Source organism: Streptomyces sp. NPDC002730, from assembly GCF_042888805.1.
GTDB lineage: Bacteria > Actinomycetota > Actinomycetes > Streptomycetales > Streptomycetaceae > Streptomyces.
The window spans coordinates 154,179-172,822 of sequence record NZ_JBIAQG010000017.1 but is presented as its reverse complement, the minus strand read 5'-3'; the positions used below and the strand labels follow the sequence as shown (position 1 = coordinate 172,822).

Genomic DNA, 18,644 nt, shown 5'->3' with positions numbered 1-18,644 from the left:
CAAGCGGTGAGGCTGTATCCGCTGGTCAGGGCTGAGGTAGAGGCGCTGGCCAACTCCACGGCCTCGGCCTCAAGTTCCTCGACTCGCTGCCGAGCCGCGGCCTCCCGGGCCTGAAGCTCTTCTGGCAAAGACACCACGGCGCCCCACCTCCACCCCGTCACGGCAGGAGTACGACGGCACCGCCCACACGCCAATCAGCGTCTTCCCAGCTTAACCACCCCTCGAAAGGATCCGCACCCAACCGCGTTCGGTAGTCAGCCCAGTAGCGGGTTCCCCTCGGGGTGGTCGTGGATCCAGGACAGGCCGCCGAGGTCGAGGCGGCTGCGGGTCCGGGTGACGGCGACATACGCGAGGCGGGCTTCGCCGTCGTCAATCGGACCCGGCAGGGGGCGGCCGTTCTCGTCCCGTTGGTCGGTGTCCTTGGGCGGGGTGAAGTCGGTTGCGATCCTCACGTTCGCCCATTCACGCCCCTTGGCCCGGTGGGCGGTGGAGATGGTGACGTCGGCGTGCGCTTCCGGAGCGAGCTGGTCGACCGCTGCGAGGATGGCCTCGGGGCCGTGCTGGTCGATGAGGTCGACGAACGGCTTCAGGTCCCCGCCGGCGGGGTCGTGCTCGGCGTAGTCCTGCAGTTCACCCCAGGAGGGGAAGAGAAGGAGTTCCGGGTGCCAGGTGCGGCGCCCTTCCTTGAGGTCGCGGGCAGCGGTGGCCAGGGCGCGCAAGCTCTCCCCTCCCCCAGCCAGCGCCACCCGCCGGCCTGCTGCGAGATGGGTCATGACCTCGGTCATGGCCCCAATGTTGGTGCGGCACAGCACCGCGTCGGGATCCTCGACGGGGGCGAGTTCGGTGGGGATGGCGGTGGAACCGGTCAGGCGGATCGGGGCGTCGGCGATCGCGAGCCACCGGTTGGCCTCGGTCGCGAGGCGGGGGCCGAAGCGGAAGGACTGCGACAGGGACAAGGCCTGTCCGTCGAAGCCGGTCATGACGTCCCGGGCACCGCGCCAGCCGTAAATGGCCTGGGCAGAGTCGCCAACCATCACCAGCTGGGCGTGGGCGCGTTGGGCGATGAAGACCTGTTCGAGGACGGGGTTGGTGTCCTGCGCCTCGTCGAGGAGGAGAAAGTCGGCGTCAATCTTCGGATCCGACAGGGCCCAGATCTTCAGGTAGTGGTCGTGGTCGAAGCGGACCACGCCGTCGTCGGGATGTTGGAGATCGGCCCAGGCTTTACGGGCGAACGGCAGGACGACCTGGGCTAGTTGGGCGTGCAGATCCTTGTCCTCGAGGCCGCGCAGGGGCGGGACGTGGTGGCGGGTGAGGGTGCGGTCGGCGGAGTGGCAGTAGCGGGTCACCGTGTTCAGCACAGCGTGGGACAGGGCCTTGTGCGTCACGTCGCGTTCGCCGATGCGGACAGGTTTGGTGATGCCAAGGGCCATGCCGGTCCTCCAGCCAGCCTGGCGTGGCCCGTTCAGACGGCGGGCATAGCTGTGGCCGATCGCCGCGAAGGCCAGGGAGTGAGCGGTCTTGCAGGTCACCGTGGCCGGGAAGCGGGCGGCGGCATCGTGGGCGATGGCCTTGTTGAAGGCGATGTAGCGGCCCCGGCGCCGGGTGGAGGAGGCCAGCAGGATCAGCGTGCTGGTCTTGCCGGTTCCCGCGCCTGCCTGCAGGGCAAGGTGGTGGCCGGCGCGGAACACGTCGGCGGCCGCGGCCTGTTCGTCAGTCGGATTCAGCACTGTCGCGTTCCAGAGAGGGTGAGGGTGCGGCCGACGGCTGCCAGGAGCTGGTCTGGGGTGGTGTGGGCAAGCAGGGCATGCAGGGCGTGGTCGAGGCGTTCTGCTTCCTGACGGGCGTGGCGGGCCAGGGCACGGTGGATGGTCCGTTGGAGGAAGGCGCGGGGTGTTTGGCCCATCTGTTCGGCGGCGTGGCGGATGAAGGCGTCTGCGGTGGGGCTGAAGGCGGGGGTGAGAAGGACGTGTCCGTCGGGTGCCGGGTAGTGGGTGGTGAGGGCGTCGAGGGGCAGCAGCTCTTTGAGGCGGTGGTGGGCGCGGCTGAGGGCCCGGTCGGGATTCTTCGCCTTCGCCACGGTCATCAGGCGGGTGGCGTCGTGGTTGGCGGCGAGCGGCATGACGCGGACGGCACGGGCGAGTTCAGCTTGGGTGGCGGGCCGGGTCAAGGTGATCTCAAGGGCGTGGTGCGGCATGGTCGTTCCTCCGTGGCGTATGGGAGGGCCGCTCCGTCTGCCGGAAGCGGGGCGGTTGGGGGCAGGACGATCCGGCCGGTGGAGAACGTCTCACCCGGCCAGGTGCCCCTGACTGGGGGCCGCGTTCAGGGCCGTTCCTGGCGGCGTGGGGCGGTGGCGGGGAGGCGGGTGTGGATGTGCTGGTGGTGGAGCAGCGGGTCGAAGGTCTCCCAGTCTGCGAGCGCGAGGTCGGGTGCGGCAGGGGTGGCAGCGTGGCGGGGCAGCGCTGGGTGCGCCAGCGCAGCTGCTCCGTATAGGGCACGTGGGTGAGGTCATAGACGGCCATATCGGCGGCGGACAGGGCCAGTTGTCCGCGGGTGGCGGTGGCGGGCATGAGCGTCCAGATCCCCGCTGGCGTGTCAGGGGCGAGGACGTGGCGGGGGCAGCGGTGACGCCGGCGGGTCTGGGCGACGCACTGGATGTCATCGACCGGGCGGGCAGCAAGGTAGCGGCCGTACAGAATCTGCACGACGGGCCGGGCCAGCCGACAGACCGGCTCCGCCGCAGGAGTCGGTTCGCCGTCCGGAGGCGGTGCGAAGGCGCCGGTATCGAGCAGGCGCCGGGTGCGCATCGCGAGGCGGCGGCGCAGTTCGGCCAGTTGCAGCGTCAGCGGCTCGGCTGTTTCGTGTGCGGGGCACAGGACGGGGTGCGGGATGCGGGACCACCGGGTGCCGTCGCCCGCGGCGTGCGCGATGCCGGAGTCGACGAGCCAGCGGCAGGAGGCGGGGACGGCGGCTGCGGCGAGCTCGCGGGGGTGAAGGCCGATGGGTCGCCCGTGGGTGCGGGTGTACCAGTCGAGGCGGTTACCGCAGTCCCGGCACCGGCTGGGCTGAGCGGTGCGCAGGAGCCAGCTGGGGCTGTCCGCGTCAACGCGCAGCGCCCGCAGGTGTCGAGGGGCGGCGGGACTGCCGTCCCAGCGTCGGCCAGACGGGGTGGTGAGGGAGCACATGGCCGCGAAGGTGACAGGCGCCGCGCCGCAGGCACGGCGTCCGGGCCGCCTATGTCCCGCCAACGGCCCAAATGCTGGGAACCGATGCGCGATCCATCGCACGTGTGCGCGAGGTCGGTTACCGGATCGGGTGATCTGTCGACAGCGGTGCAGCCGGGCTATTTCGCAGCTTCTGCGGGCGGCGCGTGACCGTCGCAGAGGGTGGCGAAGAGGTGGTCGACGGGCACGTTCAGAGCGTGGGCGAGGGCGTGCCAGGTCTTGAGGGATCCAATCGTGCGGCCCTGCTCGATTTCGATGAGGGTGCGCCTGGCCAGGCCGCTACGGCGGGCCAGTTCGTCGTAGGTCCAGCCGCGCTCGCTCCTCAGCCGCGCCAGCTCCAAACGGAGGGCGGTGAGGTTCGGGTCGGGCGGGAAGATCGTCACCCCACCATCCGACGGTGCAGACACCTGCCCTGTCAGTGCAGACCTCTGCCCTATTTTCGCAGGTGGCCGCCCCAACGACAGGGCAGAGGTCTGCACTACGGTGCGGCCAACACCCCGCCCCCCACCGAGGCGAGCAGGAAGCGGACCGGCCCCGCGCCCACAGCAGGAGGAACGCGCGCCCCATGAGGCTGTGCACCACGCACCCACCGGTGCCCCGCACCTGGACCGTCGAACTACGCCCCTACCGCGGCGGGCCAGTGCTCCACTGCCCCCGCTGCTCACCCGGCGGCCAGGTCCTGCAGGCAGCCTCAGCCCGGCCCGCAGCCCTGGCGCACCTGGCCCGGCACGCCCGCAGCGACACCCTCCCTGCTCATCTGCGCACCTGTCAGTGCCACGAACGCGGCTGCCACTGGCACCGCCGCCACCGCGGCTGCGCCGGCCCCATCCTGCTCGTCCTCACCCGCGAACACGGCGGACGCATCTGGCGCCTGGCCGACACCTGCGCCGCATGCGCCGCCGCCACCCCGTACGCGGCCGTCGTGCCCGACACCGCTCTCGCTGCCCCGTCTAGGCGGCATCCGTCCGGTGACAAGCCCGGCTCCGGCCGTGTGAAGCGCGCCAGGCGGCGACGTGGCCCGTCCGAGCAGGTCCGCATCCAGGACATGCTCAGTTACCTCGCATCCGCACTCCCCCGAGGCACCAGCCCCGAGGCCCGGCTGCTCGCTCTCCAATGCGTACTGCGCGCCGACAACCACGGGCAGGTACGGCTTCCCGTCGGACTCCTGCGCGGCTTGCGCCTGGCCCACGACCCCACACTGTGGCACGAGTTGGAACACCACCGCTGGCTCCACCTTCTGCCGCAGCAGAACACCGCCTGCCCGCACGACAGAAGCCTCACCGCCCAGTTGGTCGACGCCTTGAGCCGGGCGCCCGGCCGCCCCGACCGTCTCCGGGCCGCCGACTGGGCACTACGCGCCACCTCAAGCCCACCACTGAGGGGCCTGCCCGCTGGCGTGCGGCTGGCTGCACTCGCACTGACGGCGCACCACTCGCCCGGCCAGGCACGCACCGGAATGGACGCCGACCTCATGCGCCGCGCATGCGGACTCGATCCCTCCGACCTCGCCCCACTGCTCGATCAACTCATGGCGGCCAGGGCGATTGCAGAGTGGATCTGTGATCCGGTCACCGACGAACTCCGCTGGACCACCCCCTCACGGCCACCGACACGCCAGCTCCGCACCGTCGAGGTGCCTGGCCAACCGGGCATGAAGGCCCGGCTGTACGCGGACGCGCGCCAGCCTGGAACCGAATGACGAAGAACCCGGCCCCGTGCGCCTACCCCGTGCATCGGGCGGGCACTGCGGAAGGTGCGGCGAGCTGGGATTGGGCCTTCTCCGTACGCGCCGTCCCCTACAGCGAGAACAGAGCGGCAGGAGCACTGTTGACCTGGTACTACTTCAGCGATCGCATCCTGTACGACCAGGATGAGTTCTGAGTGCAGATCCGGGACTGATCGGCCGCGCCGTCAGCGGTTCCCCGCAAAGCGGCACCCCCGCCCACCCGGGGGCGCGGCCCGCTGATGCCCCCGCCAGCGGGCATCGGCGGGCCGAAACCTGTCGGCCGGAGGGAACAACCATCATGCATGAGGCACGGATCCGCGCGGCGTGGAGCCGCATCGACGCGTGGCTGTCCTGCCACGCACGCGGCTATCAAGCACGGCTCAACCCGCCCGCGAGCGGCGAGCAATTGCTGCACGCGCAGGAGGTGCTGGGCTTCGCCCTCTCCGCCGACGCCCGACGTGGTGGAGCCAGGTCAACGGCCTGGCACCGGCGCCACCACCCGGCTCACCGCTCCCGGGCCACCTGCTGCCCGAGCATAACGACCCCTGCTCGCTCGCCGACGCGCTGCAGCGCCGCGCCGCGTATATGCAGGCAGCGCAACAAACCGTGTCGGCACCGCAAGCGGGACGACTCGACGCCTGGCTCGCACGACGCGGCAAGGATCCAGCCGGCACCCTATACCCCCACGAAGCGGCACCGGTCTGGCTCCCGCAATGGCTTCCCCTCGCCACAGACGCCGCAGGCGGCGGCCTGTTCACAGACCTACGACCAGGCGCCATGCACGGCTGCGTGGTGCGCCACACACGAACCGGCCATGCAGACACACCCGAATGGCCGAGCATCGCAAGCATGCTCACCCACGTCGCAGACGCCCTCGCCAGGGTCACACCCGAGACCGACGGCATCGGAGACGTCCTGCACATCGGCCGCTGGCCCATTCCCTGCCACTGACCTAGCCGGCAGGGGCGGGACCGCGGCCCCGGCCAGCACCGGCTACCACGCCGCGACACACGAAGGACCTTCTCGGCCTTCCGCCTCAACCCACCAGCTCCCACTGATGAGAGCCGCGCTCTACCGGACTCGACAGCCCCTCCCCGTACACCACCCGCCACGGACCCACCGACGGCTTCGCACCCTCTCAGGGGCACCGCGAACGAGGCTGCTCGGCGAGACGGCGACCGTGCCGGGCTGACACCAGATCGGCGGACCTGGAGCCCATCACCGGCCGTCAATGCTGCTTCTGCCGTAGCGGGCCGAACTGCCCGGCTGACCGTGCTCCCGCGTGTTGTGTCAACTCGGGTGCAGGGACCAGCCTGCGGGTGCTACTCGTTGCGGGTCGTACCGCGAGAGCTAAGGCGAGATCGTGATCATTCTGGACAGCTGCGTCATACGCGGTATGAGCCTCGACGGCAGCGAGGCGGAGGTCCTCCGCGCCATCAAGCGGACCAAGACGGAGCGCGTCGCTGCCCCGTGGATGGCGGTGGAGGAGCTCGCGGCCCAGAAGGCCCTTGAGTATGCCGAGGTGCATGAGGCAGCGGCGACCGCCCTTGCCCAACTGCAGCGCAAGAGCCACCAGGTGGAACCGGTGCTCGGCGCGGCGGACCCAGAGGGGGTTCGGAAGCTCTGGCGGTCGAAGTACGGCGAGCTATTGGAAGTGCTACCGACGAACGAGGCAGCGCTCCGCGAGGGTATGTTCAGGGAGGCCAACGTCCTGCCCCCTGCCAGGCGGAAGGGCGAGGGCAACAGGGCTGTGAAGATCGGCGCGCGGGACGTGGCGATCTGGTTGACGGCCATCGAGTACGCACGGGACCACCCCGACGAGGCCGTGTACTTCGTCAGCAGCAACCACAAGGACTTCACGAAGGGCGGGGGCGCTGCGTATCCCCCGCCGATGGACGCTGACATCGAGGGCCTGGGTGACCGGTTCAAACACCTGACGAATCTCGGCGAAGTTCTCGCGCTGGTCGCCCCGCAAGTGGCGGTCGACGAGAGCGAGGTGCGGACCGTGCTTGAGGAGAAGGCCATCACCTTCGTCCAGAACGCGGCGCGGAGCATCTGGGGCAGTCTCGACGCTCGGCGACCGTTCCCGGTCATGACACAGGCCGGCACGGTCGACGAGGCGCTGGGCTGGCTCAGATACGGGCATATGCCCGCGGTCAAGCTCGTGGACGTGAGCGGCGTTCAGGCCTACCGGCTCGGTGACGAAGAGTACTTCGTGGCCTCTACTCACTGGCAGATCGCCGGTCCGGCACTCGTCGGCGGTCGCTTCGTCATGGCCGCGTGCCACTGGGGCCCGCGCATCCTCGCGAACCTTGCGCCTCAGAACCTCCGCATCCAGATGCTCTCGACGGGAACGATTCAGGCCGTCCCGGATGCGGCAGAGGTCGACTGGCGGTCGCCGATCTACAACACGATCCCCCCCGACCGCATCCTCCAGGCAGCAAGGGACGAAGGCCGCAACCCGACATGGCCTGAGGTCATCCTCTCGGTGATGGCGACGCTGGGGATGACGACCAGCGAGAGGCAGGACTTCCTCAGCAGCAGGCAGCAGCTCGTCGACGCCATGTGGACGGACGGAGACCGTCAATGGGTGGTGGAGGCGAAGGATTACTCTTCGGCGCCCATCGAGGACGAACCGGAGGACGACGCGTAGCGGTGCCGCCTGGCCGGTGTGCCCTCACCGGCCCGACCGCGCCATACTGCTCCCGCCGACGCCCGTACCGGGACGGCACTTGGCTGCCCGTGCCCCCCTTCGCCGGGTCCCTGCACCGTCGACGAGGCCAGCCACGCCGCACCACCACAGGACCCGCGGGCCATGGACGGCACAACGGCGACGCAGGACGCCCGGGACCACGGGCACGGTCGGCGACGTCGGCGGGCCTGCGGCGCGACATCGCGGCGAGACAACCACCACGAGGCCGCCAACCGAGCTGGGCACGGCAACCTGCGACGCGACGCGACGCCGGCGGCCTACCCGCGGCGGGCGATCGACCGGCCGATCTCCATCTTTGTTCGAGGCGGTAGGTTGCTGCGTCATGCCTCTTCTGACCTACACCATGGAGTACTTCGACGAGAGTTCCGCGCGTCTGCGGAAGTGGGGGGTGGTCCTGCTCGCCGCCACTGGAGCCCTGTGGCTCTGGTTCGCCGTTCTGCTGTTCACCCCCTACACCGTCGACCAGGCGCACGGCAGCCAGGCGGACTGCGACTCCCGGTTCTTCACCGACCGGCGGGAAGCCAACGAGCTGGCCGCCGGCGGCGGCCGGTGTGAGGCCGAACGCGACTGGCCTGAACTACTTGCCGTCCTGGGCGCCTCCATTCCGACAGCCATAGCCGGCACAGCCCTCTTCACGACAGGCACGACCAGCATCCGCATGAACCGACACATATCCGAAGTGATCCACGCCATCACACCGCAGAACACAGCTTCCTGACGCGACATAACGCAGCCCCGCGACCGCTCCCACATTGAACACCCGCCGCGGGCTTTGCCGCGCTCGCAGCAGCATCCCCTCCAAACCACGCGACGGACATACCGTCACCCCGCAAACCACATTCATCGGTAGCCCACCAGACACAAACAGCACCCCAGTGCGCAGGGCCAGCCGAGAGCCGACAGCCCACCACCCGCTGAAACGGGCCTGCCGCTGGCCGTCCTCGCTGTCCCCTGCCGGGGAACAGCGAGGACGGCCCCTGACGGGATCCGGGAGACAAGGTGCGGGCCGGGGCCCGTTGGCCCTTGGATGAGTGGCAGCCAAGGCGACGCCCAGACCGACCGCGGCGGGGCTCCTCCCCCGCCGCGGAGCCGCCGAACTGCATGCCAAGTCACGAATAACCAGGACCGGGACGCATCCGAGGGCCCGCCGCGGCAGGCGGCGGGACCGGGGCAGGATCAGGCGGCCAAGGCCGGGCGGACGCGGCGGGCTACAGGCGCGCTTCGGCTGGTTCTCTGCGCTGTGTTCCAGGTCCGTGCAGGTCGCGGCTAGCATCCTGGCCAAGGCATGTCCGCTGAACCGAAGGGGTGCTCGTGGCGCAGGTTGTCCGGCGGCAGCGCGTGAGTGCGTACGTGGGGTACTACGCATTCGGGTTGCAGGAGTCCGACGACGCGGACCTTCCCGTTCCGTTCCCCGACGACTTCCACCGCGACGCATTCGTCGGCACCCATACGGGGCGTCTGGACATCACAAGTGGCGGTCACACCCACACCGCCACGGTGGACGTCGAGGTGTGGGACGCAGCTCCGCCGCCGCAGGATCCTGCGGACTGGGATGAGCAAGCCGAAGCTGATTTCGAGTCGACGAGCGGACAGCTTGCGGTGTGGTCGATGCACACGGGCCGGATGGACGAGGTCATCACACTGGCGGACTCAGGCGGCTCCTGGAGTGTCCGGGTCAGCTGTAGCGGCCGGGCCGAGGCCGCTGCGCTGTCGGAGGGCCAAGGCACCGGTGTCGGAGTGGAGCGCTACCTCATCCAGTTCTGGCCGGCCGACGCATAGAGACTGGTAGCGCTGCGGCGGGAGCGGGCTTGTGGCCGCCCCCGCCGGGCAAGCGCCAGATCAGGCGACGATCTTGACGATGAAGCCGTCTTCCAGTCCGTCGATGATGCGGTTCTTGGCGTAGAAGCTCTTCAGAATCAGGCCGCCGGCCTGGTTGTCGTCCCGGGCGATCGGCTTCACAGAGAAGTTGAACTTCTTGGCGTCCGGGTCGTACTGCGGTTGCGCGGCCCCTTCGTAGGTGCTGGCGAACGGGTACTCGTCGCATTCCTTGCCGCCGCTGGCGTAGTTGGGTCCCCAGTAGCGCTTGCACTGCTTGACCGCTTCATACCTGTTCTTGTCGATGCGGGCGCTGCTCACCGTGCGGTGCAGTGGATCCGCGGCCATCTGACCGGGGACCTTCTTCGCGGACATGTACGGCTTGGTGTCCTGCGGGACAAGGAAGGCCTGACGGATGTGCGCGGCCTCTGCCTGTTCCTCCGCGCCCTGCTTGGCGCTCAGCGTGAGCGCGGTGATGTAGCTGAACGTCGCGGCGCCCCTCCTGGCCGGGTTGCCGCCGCCGGTGGAGTTGGCCAGGTAGGACGCGGCGTCCCAGCGCGGGGCGAGCATGAACAGCTTGCCGCCCGTCGAACCGCTCAGCTTCCACGGCGGTGGGGCCGTGTAGGTCACGACCGGCTCGTACACCGAAAAGATCAGGTCGGTAGAGCCGCTGCTGCCCTGCCCGGGCGCGGCGGTCACGGTCTGGTTGAAGGTGCGCGCCGCCTTCAGCTGAGCGAACGTCTTACTGCCGGCGGGCAGATTTCCGCCGCGCGTGTAGCGCACGCGGGAGGGCCAGCTCTGCGGAATGTTCCCCTTGGTGGTGATGGGCATGGAGGCGGCGCCGGTCCTGCCGGTGGTGATGAAGTCGGTGAAGTAGTACTGGAAGTTGATGGTGCGGCTGTTGCTCGCGATGGTGCCGATCACGCGGACGTTGAACATGCTCTGGCCGACCGGGCGGTTGTTCTGCAGCCAGGTCTGCAGGAACGATGCCCCGTCGCACACGGCGAAGCGAGACTTGACGAAGAACTTCTTGTCGCTGCCCAGGCCCTTCTTGCACTCATCGAAGGTCATCGTCCGGGCAGGCTCCGGAGCAGCCGCCCGCGGCGCTGCAGCCGCCGGGGACCGGTCCCCCGCCTGCCCCGGGACGGCCGGCGAGCCGGACCCCCGCCGCGAGAGGGGAGCGTAGGAGGCGGCCGGTCCCACCGTCTCCAACGGCATCTGCGCCTGTGGCTCTGCCCCGGCGGCGAGCTGCCGCAGTCGTGCGAAGCCGTCCCCGTTCTGCAGCTGCTCAAGTGACGGCTTTGCCGCGCCGGCAGGCAACACGTAAGACTCCACCCGCAGCCCGCCGGTGTCGCTCGCGCTGGCCACCGTCGGCATCACCGCGAAAACCGCCACCGGCAGCATCACGGCCGCAACCTGGCCCGCGAGACGTCTCACCCATCTGTGGTTCATCAGGTCGAACCCCCGAACTCGTACAGTGCCGGGCCTGATGCCCGGCACCGGGTCGGAAGAACACCTATCGAACGAATGATCGACACGCCCAGCGGTACGCCTGACATGGCGTGATATCAGCGCCAGCATGGCCGAGACCACCACAACGGCGGCAGCCGATCCATGGCTGCCTGCGACCCACTCAGACGACGCACCGGCCCTGGTGGAAGACACGGTGCGTGACCCGGACGCTGCCGGACCCGACGCACACGGTCCGTAAAAGCTCCGGGCCTTGGCAGGCACACAGGAAGCGCCCGGCCGCGGGTCCGGATCCGAAGACGGCTGACCATTAAGAGGCTGAACGACCCGGCGCGGCAAGGCGCGGCAACCGGGGGCGCCTGCGTGGGCAGCGGCGGCACCTCCACCGCCATCTTCACGATCCTGGCCGGACGGGCACCCGCTGCGTTCATCGACCAGGTCGCAGACTGCATCGGCGACGAGAGCACGCTCGACGGGCCGCCCGGATGCTGGCCGGCGAGCTCGACGGTGAGCGGCACCCCCTTGGAGGATGCCGCAGGCGGATATGCGAGACACGGTGGGGCCCTTGCACAGCACTAGGCTCTAGGAGTGACGACACCCGCCCCTCAACCCTCCGATGCCGGCAGACATCTGCTCTACCTCGTGGTGTTCGACCCGGAGGACGGCGCTGCTCCCACTGAGATCTCTCCGGTCATCGACGCACCGCTTGAGGACCCCGATCAATTCGCCATCCCTCACGGACTGGCACGGGACGTGGCCCGGGCGCTGCCCGGACTGTGGTACTGCCTGCACCTGCCGCAGTCACGAGGAGACCTGGTCGACCTTGAAGCATGGAAGCTGAAGGGCCTGCAGCAGCTGGCGATGGGACATCACGTGATGCCCGTTCCTGTGACCGCGCTCAACAGCCTGGCTCTGGCACCGTGGTGGCGGCCGATGCTCGCGTTATGCCCGGACGAGCTTGTCGAGCGGACCGCACAGGGTGCGGTCGCGCTGGGGGTCGAACTGCCCGTCGCCTCCTTCTCGTCTCTGGGCGACGCGAGTCTTGAAGAACACTGGCAGGCCATCCAGGAGCGCGTGTGCCCCAACATCCCTCCGCTGGCGAAGAAGGTCACTCTCAGCCGCCGACTGGACCTGGCCGCGCTGGACCTGCCCTGGCGTCTCATGGCTCGCCGGATGGGCTGGAGCATCGATGCGCTCGCCGACGAGGAACCCCGTACGCTGCTTCATCGCACCCTGCAGGGGCACACGCTCGTCGCGGCCACCGCCCGACTGGAGCGTCAAGGCCTGACTCCCGAAGAAGCCGAACCGGTCTTTGAACTGACGGTCGTTGAGGAGAAGGCACGACTGCGGCTGCCGGTTGCTCTGGCGCTGCCCGGGGTCGCACCCGCATACGTACGCGGCGCCTACCCCCCTCAGCTGCGCAAGGGCCGCGTCCGCCCGCTCGCCGCCGTGGACGCCGGCGACACCTGGTCGACCGAGATCGGTGAACGCGATGATGCCCACGTCGAACGGGCGGCCATCGAGTACACGCTGACCCACCGGGCCGTCGCCAACGACAGCCTGGGACTGATGATGCCCTCCGTTCCCCCCAGCGCGTTCACGCTGCTGGCCGACCTGGAAAAGCACTTCCGGGACTCTGCCGCGGACCGCCCCCGCTCGGTGGAGAAACTGCTCAGCCGCCTCAACGTCGTCGTCAGGCCCTTGTTCACCGAACCGGTGATGGAGGCAGTCAACCGGGCGTCGATGCTCACGGTGTTCTCCAACTTCCCGCTGGGCCTTGCCACCATGCCCGGCGACACCGCCCCGCTGGCGGCGCGCCTGCCACTCACGTACGAACCACTGCTGCCCTTGACCCGCACCGTGCAAAACGCCGGTGCCGTCGCCCTCGGCGTCGAGTGGAACAACCGCATCCGTGTCCTGGTGGCGGAATGCATCCCCGCCAACGACCGGGTGGGACAGATCTCACGAGACGGCTGGCGGATCACTCAGGACACCTTGAAAGACGTCGAGGGGCTGAGTATCCACACGGTGCAGACGCTCTCCCTGGATGCCCTGCGCGAGGCCGTCAGCGAGCACACACCAGACCTGCTGATCATCAGCGCGCACGGCACCCTCATTGCCAACACAGCGGCCATCGTCATCGGCAACGAACCACACATCGAGCTCGGCCTGCAGCACACCCCGCCCGTCATCGTGCTCAGCGCCTGTCACGTCGCTCCCCGGGGAGCCAGTGCCGTCTCCATCACCGATCTCCTGCTGCGCGAGGGGGCACTGGCCGTACTCGGCACCCAAGTGCCCGTGGACGTGCGCCGCAACATGATGCTGACCGGCCGCCTGCTGACCAATCTCGCCGACCACCTCATCAACCAAGGACGTCACGCCACACTGCTGGAGGTGTGGCATCACACCCAGACCACCAACACCGTCAACGACATCCTCATGTCCACACCGTCACTCGGCAGCTGGGGACGAACCCCCAGCCCGGGCGGCGGGCCGGCCCCGCTGCAGGAATTCATGATCAGCAGATCGGCCGGGCGGCTGCGCGGTGCCCACATCTACCAGGACACCGAACAAGTCCTCGGCGAGATCGCAGATGATCACGGACGCGGCGAACAGGTCCGCAACTGGTTCCGCCGCCCCGGCTACGTCCCCGAATCACTCTTCTACCTCTTCGCAGGCCGTCCGGAACGGATCCTCATCTCCTCCATGGAGGAACGCGTCGCAGCGCTCTGGCCGCACTCCGACACTCCGGGGACGTGACCCCTCTGACCAGCGCAAACCCAGCACCCGCTATAGCGGTGTGCACGAGAACGACATGGCCCTTCGTCAGTCATGTCAGAAGCAGATGAGCACCACCCGTCAGTGCCAACCGCCAGGTCACCGGGCTTGCGCCACTGACACTTAGATGACGATGCCCAACTGACACTCCCCTGCAGACCATCATCCAGGTTCGCTCTTCGTTCCCCAGTTGCATACGCATGCACCAAAGGCCCGATTCGTCTGTGCAGCAGTTGACGACCGGCCAGCGTGGCGAGTGAGACGGTCCTCCTGCCAACCTGGCCACTGCCCTAAGGGCCTAGCCTGCTGAACAGGCGGGACAGAGCAGACGGCACGTTCGGGGGCCATGTTGAGCGGTAGCGAGATGTACGGGACGCAACCAGAGCGGATCGCGGGAGTCTTGGAAGCCCTTGGCGAATCCGGGATGGTGCTCTCGTACGAGGAGGACCGTGCCTTCGCCGCACTGAGCCTGGAGCGCTTTGGAGCGGTGGGATCGAGCCGGCTGGACTGGCACGGGGCCGAGGTGATCGAGCGGTGTGGGGCGTTCGATGGCGGCCAACTGCGCAGGATGGTGGGCACGTACGCCGGGGCGAATGAACTCGTGGTCGTGTTCTGGGCCAACCTTGCGGTGCCGTCGGTTGCGCTGGAGGCCGCACTGGTGGCGAGACATGCCGAGGCGGTGTTGGAGTGCTCTCCTGAGTGCTGGATCTATCTCACCGACAGTGGGGTGCTGATCGAGTTCCAGGACGGTGAAGGACTGACGGCGGGAAGGGTCCCGCCTGACGCTACGGACGGGGCCGGGAGCACCATGAGGGCTGCGGATGGGGAATCGGAGTGAGCAGGGCTGTCCCACCCCTGAGTACGGGGGTGGGATTTTCAAGGTTCTGGCAGCAGTTTCGTGAACGACGAGGTCAGACTGTGGCTTGGTAGGGAAAGCCCTGGTCATGGGGGTTGCGCGGTTATCGGTTGAAGACCTGCTCTTTCCCGGGATAGCCGGGGTGACGGTGGAGCGTGTGGCGGCGTTCATGGGCGAGCTGCTCGTGGACGCGTTGAGTAACTGCCCTTCGAGACCGTATGGGGGTTGCGGTGCGGTATCCCGTCGGGTGCACAGCCGCTACCGCCGCACGCTGGCCGACTGCCCTGCAGGAGGTCGGCCGCGGCTGGTCCGGCTGACCGTGCGCCGATTCTTCTGCGATTTTCCAACCTGCCTGCGTCGCACGTTCGTTGAGCAAGTCACAGGCCTGACGGAACGCCACCAGCAGGCCACTGCTGAACTACGGAGCTGGCTCCGAGCTATCGCGACAGAGTTGGGTGGCCGGGCCGGCGCACGACTGTGCAGGAAACTCTCCGTGCCCGCCGGGCGAATGAGGCTGCTGCGGCTGATCCACACTCCGGCGGCAACTGAGCGGGCCCCACGAGTATTAGGGGTGGACGAGTTCGCCTTCCGGCGAGGCGTTCGCTACGGAACCATCCTTGTCGACATCGAGACACGGCGGCCGGTTGACGTCCTTCCGGACCGGACCTCCGAGACGCTGGCCGCTTGGCTGCGCGGGCACCCTGGGGTCGAGGTGGTGTGCCGGGACCGGGCCAGTGCTTATACCCGCGCGGTCAAAGAAGCCGCCCCGAACGCAACCGAGGTGGCAGATCGCTGGCACCTGCTGCGCAACCTCTCCATCGCGGTGGAGAAGACCTGCCATGAGCATCGCGCCTGCCTGCAGAAATATGCCGAACACACCCAACGCGCCGAGCCGAGGATGCCAGCATTGGAGGCCCTGCCTCCGACCTTGATCGTGGACCGGGTCGTGCGGCGCCACGAGGAGATCAACCGTATGGTCGACGTCGGCTACCCGCTCAGTGAGATCGCCCGCCGCCTCGGGCTGGACCGCAAGACCGTGCGCCGCTACCGCGACACCAGCTTCGACGTCCTGCTCACATCCGCCCGCGACCGCAGGAACGTACCCCTCGACCGGTTCAAGCCGTATCTACAGGCCGAGTTCGCCGCCGGTAACACCGTTGCCACCGAGCTGTACCAGCAGATCCGCGAACGCGGCTTCCGCGGCGGGTACTCAACGCTCTCCCGCTACGTGGGGACCCTGCGTGACGGCACAGCCGTCCCAGCCCCCGCGCCCATCCCGGCTCCCCGCAAGATCACCGGGTGGATCATGCGGCCACGGGAGAACCTCCCACCGCGAGATACCGATGCGCTGGAGCAAGTCCGCCTGGCCTGCCCAGACATCACCAACGCCTGTGACCTGGCCCGCGCCTTCACCGACCTGGTCCGTCACCGCCGTGGCCACCTGCTGGGTAAGTGGATCCGGCAGGCCGAACGCTGCGACCTGAGGCCGATCCGCTCCTTCGCCAGCTTCCTCCGCCAGGACATCGATGCCGTCACCGCCGGCCTCACCCTGTCCTACAGCTCCGGCGTGGTCGAGGGCCACGTCTGCAGAATCAAGCTCCTCAAACGGAGCATGTATGGCCGCGCATCCTTCGCACTCCTCCGAGCGCGGATTCTCACCCCACCGTGATGCAGACCCTTGTGCCGAAACTCAGCTTGGGTAGCTGCGAGGAGATTCATTGCGCAGCCTCCAGATCTCCTTCCACTGCCGGGCGTGGTCGGCCGCCAACAGCGGGTCGGGCCCGTCGGCCCGCTGCACCGCGAGGCTGACCCCGCATTCCCTGCACAGCTTATGGATCCGGTGGGCGCCGTCGTGCCAGGCGCTGGTGTTGTCCCGGTTTCCGCATACTCGGCACGTCAGCGCAGGAGCTTCAGCGGGCGGGACCGACGAACGGAGCACCCGCTCGACCACCACTGGCAGCGGCTCGTCGGGGTGGATTGTCGGCTCGGGGCAGTAGGCGATGTTCCCCCACCCACGCTGCCAGCCTCGCCAGGACTCGTCTGCTTTCACCTGCCGAAAGCCACGTGCTTTGTCCACTCGGCGACTGTTGGCATAGGCACGTTCGTCAGCGAGCCAGAGCTGTCGGGCGTGGTGCAACTGCTCGACGGCGCGTATGAGCGAGTTCGGATCCTTCTCCAGATTCTTGGGAATCCCGGCGCTGAGGCAGAGGTGGTGATAGGTGGCTCGGAAGCCGTAGGGCGCGAAGTGGACGAGGCAAGACCGCAAATTTGTATGCCTGGCGCGCGGGGACAGGCCCTCGTCGTAGACCCGTCTCAGGTGCGTGTTGAAGCCGCTCATCCCAGGAAGCTACGGCCTGCCGAGCACGGATCGCACTTCACTTTGGCGACCCAAGGTTTCGCCCCGGACGTGTTCTTCACGAAACCGCTGCCAGAACCATTTTCAACGAGCCCCATCAGTGCGGGCGGTTAGCTGTTGTGCCTGGCCAGGCTGTAGACGAGGACGAGCACAGCTACGGCCATCACCGTCACATGCAGCCATGCAGGAGCAGCCGAGGCGTCCACGGCGGCTCTCGTGAGCGAGGTCATCGTGGCCTCCTGGTCGTTTCGTCGTCCGGGGCGGGGCGCTCCGGACGACGAGGTGCGGGCTCTGCTGTACAGGTGGTGGGGCGGTGATGCTGTGGGGGTTTCGGGGTCATGCCCTGCGTGTACCCCGGGGAGGTGGAGTGACGCGCCGTCACTGCCTCGAGGGGGTTGCTGTCAGCGTCGGCGGGCCCGGCCGGATCGCCAAGCGGTGCCGGTCCCCGCGACCTGCAGGGCCAGGAGTGCCAGGCCAAGCAGCATGACGTTTCCTGAGGAGAAGACTTCGTTGGTCGCGATCTTGGCGGCGTTGATCAGGAAGGCGATGAAGAAGAGCGCTGCCGCGGCTAGAGCAAGCATGGCGCAGCTCCTTTCGAGGGGGTGAGACTCGTGTGCCCGCCTTTCTCACTGCCAGGCCTCGAAGGCTTCCGGGCGCCCGCACGGCTTGGAGCCGGATGCTGACGGCTTCACGCGCAAGCAGCTGCTCGACGAACTGGGCATCACCACTGCCCGCACCCTCGCCACCGGGCACCGCGAGTACCGCGTCAGCGTCGGCCTCACCAGCGGGACAAGTCTGGGCGACAGACTGCAGCTGGCCGAGCTCGCCTACAAGCCACCTGAACCCTGGCCCTACATCGACAGGAAGAGCCGGAGTTGGGCAGTGGCAGGGAGGGGCGAAGGAGAACTTTCGGCCGAGGTGGTTCGGCTGGTGCGCGAGCCTGTGGCCTTGCGCGGCTGGTGAGAAGACCGGGGTTGCAAAGCGGCAGCCGGGTGGTGGAGGTGTGGCCCGGGGGTTGAGGGAGCTGCCTGTGTTTCCGAGCTGCAGCGATGCACGAATCGGCCAGGGCTTACCCACAGCGCTCGTCCGAAATAGCGGTCTGCGATGTGCTTTCCACCTATGCGTACGCAACGCTTCTCGTATCGGCACGCACCTTCGAACAAAGGAGTGCTCCATGCGACACCTCGCAGGAAAGGCCATGGCAGCTGCAGGACTGGTGGCGTGCTCAACAGTCCTCCTTGCGAGCCCGGCACACGCTGAGTCAGCACAACCAAGCAGCTTGTACGCCCCCTCAGCGATGGTGCTGGCGATCAGTCAGGGAGAGAACGCGGCTGCCGCGACGGTCCAACGGGCGGTGACGCTGCGGTGCAATCCGACACCCGGCGGCGACCACCCCGACGCACGTGCCGCCTGTGCCGAGCTGCGCGGCGTGAACGGCCGGCCGGCTCTGCTCATCAAGGACAGCAATAAGCGCCTGTGTCCGCAGATCTACGACCCGGTGACCGTCACGGTCGACGGCGTGTGGGAAGGCCGCCGCATCTCCTACGAGGAGACCTTCGCGAACCGTTGTCTGATGGAGGGAAAGGTGACTCAGCTCTTCGAATTCTGAGTCCGTCACCTGCCCGGCCCGGCCTCCGCGATCGTGGAGGCCGGGCCGCTGTTGTCTACGCTCGTCATGAGTGGCGGCCCCTCCCGGCCCCAGCAGCGCA

General features: G+C 68.3%; 17 protein-coding genes. 10 read left to right on the top strand and 7 right to left on the bottom strand.

Annotated elements, in window-relative coordinates:
- Positions 1-254: 254 nt before the first annotated feature.
- The 4 genes from ACFYXH_RS36325 to ACFYXH_RS36310 all read right to left on the bottom strand — a co-directional run bounded on the left by ACFYXH_RS36325 (position 255) and on the right by ACFYXH_RS36310 (position 3,604).
- A complete protein-coding gene (locus tag ACFYXH_RS36325) occupies positions 255-1,724 on the bottom strand; it encodes a UvrD-helicase domain-containing protein (protein WP_389572517.1) in 1,470 nt (489 codons plus the stop codon).
- Complete coding sequence (locus ACFYXH_RS36320) at positions 1,721-2,194, bottom strand: hypothetical protein (protein WP_389572351.1); 474 nt, start codon at positions 2,192-2,194, stop codon at positions 1,721-1,723. The genes ACFYXH_RS36325 and ACFYXH_RS36320 overlap by 4 nt, the downstream gene beginning before the upstream one ends.
- Positions 2,175-3,182, bottom strand: a complete 1,008-nt coding sequence (locus tag ACFYXH_RS36315; RefSeq protein ID WP_389572349.1) for a DUF6083 domain-containing protein — start codon at positions 3,180-3,182, stop codon at positions 2,175-2,177. Before ACFYXH_RS36315 ends, ACFYXH_RS36320 begins: the two co-directional genes overlap by 20 nt.
- 158 nt (positions 3,183-3,340) lie before the next feature.
- The gene (locus ACFYXH_RS36310; protein ID WP_389572346.1) at positions 3,341-3,604 is read right to left on the bottom strand and encodes a helix-turn-helix transcriptional regulator; all 264 of its coding nucleotides are present in this window, start codon (positions 3,602-3,604) and stop codon (positions 3,341-3,343) included.
- Between the two features lie 182 nt (positions 3,605-3,786).
- On the opposite strand from ACFYXH_RS36310, the gene ACFYXH_RS36305 reads away from it, so the two are divergent.
- The 5 genes from ACFYXH_RS36305 to ACFYXH_RS36285 all read left to right on the top strand — a co-directional run bounded on the left by ACFYXH_RS36305 (position 3,787) and on the right by ACFYXH_RS36285 (position 9,439).
- Entirely contained in the window at positions 3,787-4,920 is a 1,134-nt protein-coding gene (locus tag ACFYXH_RS36305) for a hypothetical protein (protein WP_389572343.1), read from the top strand.
- Entirely contained in the window at positions 4,917-5,102 is a 186-nt protein-coding gene (locus ACFYXH_RS36300) for a hypothetical protein (protein ID WP_389572340.1), read from the top strand. Before ACFYXH_RS36305 ends, ACFYXH_RS36300 begins: the two co-directional genes overlap by 4 nt.
- Before the next feature lie 1,208 nt (positions 5,103-6,310).
- The gene (locus tag ACFYXH_RS36295) at positions 6,311-7,600 is read left to right on the top strand and encodes a PIN domain-containing protein (protein WP_389572338.1); all 1,290 of its coding nucleotides are present in this window, start codon (positions 6,311-6,313) and stop codon (positions 7,598-7,600) included.
- Between the two features lie 382 nt (positions 7,601-7,982).
- The gene (locus tag ACFYXH_RS36290; protein ID WP_389572335.1) at positions 7,983-8,378 is read left to right on the top strand and encodes a hypothetical protein; all 396 of its coding nucleotides are present in this window, start codon (positions 7,983-7,985) and stop codon (positions 8,376-8,378) included.
- Positions 8,379-8,971: 593 nt separating this feature from the next.
- Positions 8,972-9,439, top strand: coding sequence for a hypothetical protein (locus ACFYXH_RS36285; protein WP_389572332.1), 468 nt, complete (start codon positions 8,972-8,974; stop codon positions 9,437-9,439).
- A 60-nt stretch (positions 9,440-9,499) separates the two neighbouring features.
- Here the strand turns inward: ACFYXH_RS36285 and ACFYXH_RS36280 are convergent, their stop codons facing one another.
- Positions 9,500-10,912, bottom strand: a complete 1,413-nt coding sequence (locus tag ACFYXH_RS36280; protein ID WP_389572329.1) for a hypothetical protein — start codon at positions 10,910-10,912, stop codon at positions 9,500-9,502.
- Between the two features lie 621 nt (positions 10,913-11,533).
- Between ACFYXH_RS36280 and ACFYXH_RS36275 the strand changes: the two genes are divergently transcribed.
- From ACFYXH_RS36275 to ACFYXH_RS36265, 3 genes are all read left to right on the top strand, one after another.
- Positions 11,534-13,705 carry a CHAT domain-containing protein gene (locus ACFYXH_RS36275; protein ID WP_389572326.1) on the top strand — a complete coding sequence of 724 codons (2,172 nt, stop codon included), beginning with the start codon at positions 11,534-11,536 and terminating at the stop codon, positions 13,703-13,705.
- Positions 13,706-14,069: 364 nt separating this feature from the next.
- Positions 14,070-14,561, top strand: coding sequence for a hypothetical protein (locus ACFYXH_RS36270; RefSeq protein ID WP_389572324.1), 492 nt, complete (start codon positions 14,070-14,072; stop codon positions 14,559-14,561).
- A 106-nt stretch (positions 14,562-14,667) separates the two neighbouring features.
- Positions 14,668-16,248 carry an ISL3 family transposase gene (locus ACFYXH_RS36265; protein ID WP_389572321.1) on the top strand — a complete coding sequence of 527 codons (1,581 nt, stop codon included), beginning with the start codon at positions 14,668-14,670 and terminating at the stop codon, positions 16,246-16,248.
- Positions 16,249-16,269: 21 nt separating this feature from the next.
- Here the strand turns inward: ACFYXH_RS36265 and ACFYXH_RS36260 are convergent, their stop codons facing one another.
- Together ACFYXH_RS36260 and ACFYXH_RS36255 are read right to left on the bottom strand one after the other, a co-directional pair.
- A complete protein-coding gene (locus tag ACFYXH_RS36260; RefSeq protein ID WP_389572319.1) occupies positions 16,270-16,917 on the bottom strand; it encodes a hypothetical protein in 648 nt (215 codons plus the stop codon).
- Positions 16,918-17,336: 419 nt separating this feature from the next.
- Complete coding sequence (locus ACFYXH_RS36255; protein ID WP_389572316.1) at positions 17,337-17,516, bottom strand: hypothetical protein; 180 nt, start codon at positions 17,514-17,516, stop codon at positions 17,337-17,339.
- Between the two features lie 85 nt (positions 17,517-17,601).
- Here ACFYXH_RS36255 and ACFYXH_RS36250 point away from each other — a divergent pair, with 85 nt between their 5' ends.
- Both ACFYXH_RS36250 and ACFYXH_RS36245 read left to right on the top strand, forming a co-directional pair.
- Positions 17,602-17,898: a hypothetical protein gene (locus ACFYXH_RS36250; RefSeq protein ID WP_389572314.1), complete on the top strand. Its 297-nt coding sequence runs from the start codon at positions 17,602-17,604 to the stop codon at positions 17,896-17,898.
- A gap of 316 nt (positions 17,899-18,214) precedes the next feature.
- Positions 18,215-18,544 carry a subtilase-type protease inhibitor gene (locus tag ACFYXH_RS36245; RefSeq protein WP_389572312.1) on the top strand — a complete coding sequence of 110 codons (330 nt, stop codon included), beginning with the start codon at positions 18,215-18,217 and terminating at the stop codon, positions 18,542-18,544.
- The last annotated feature ends 100 nt before the right edge of the window (positions 18,545-18,644 follow it).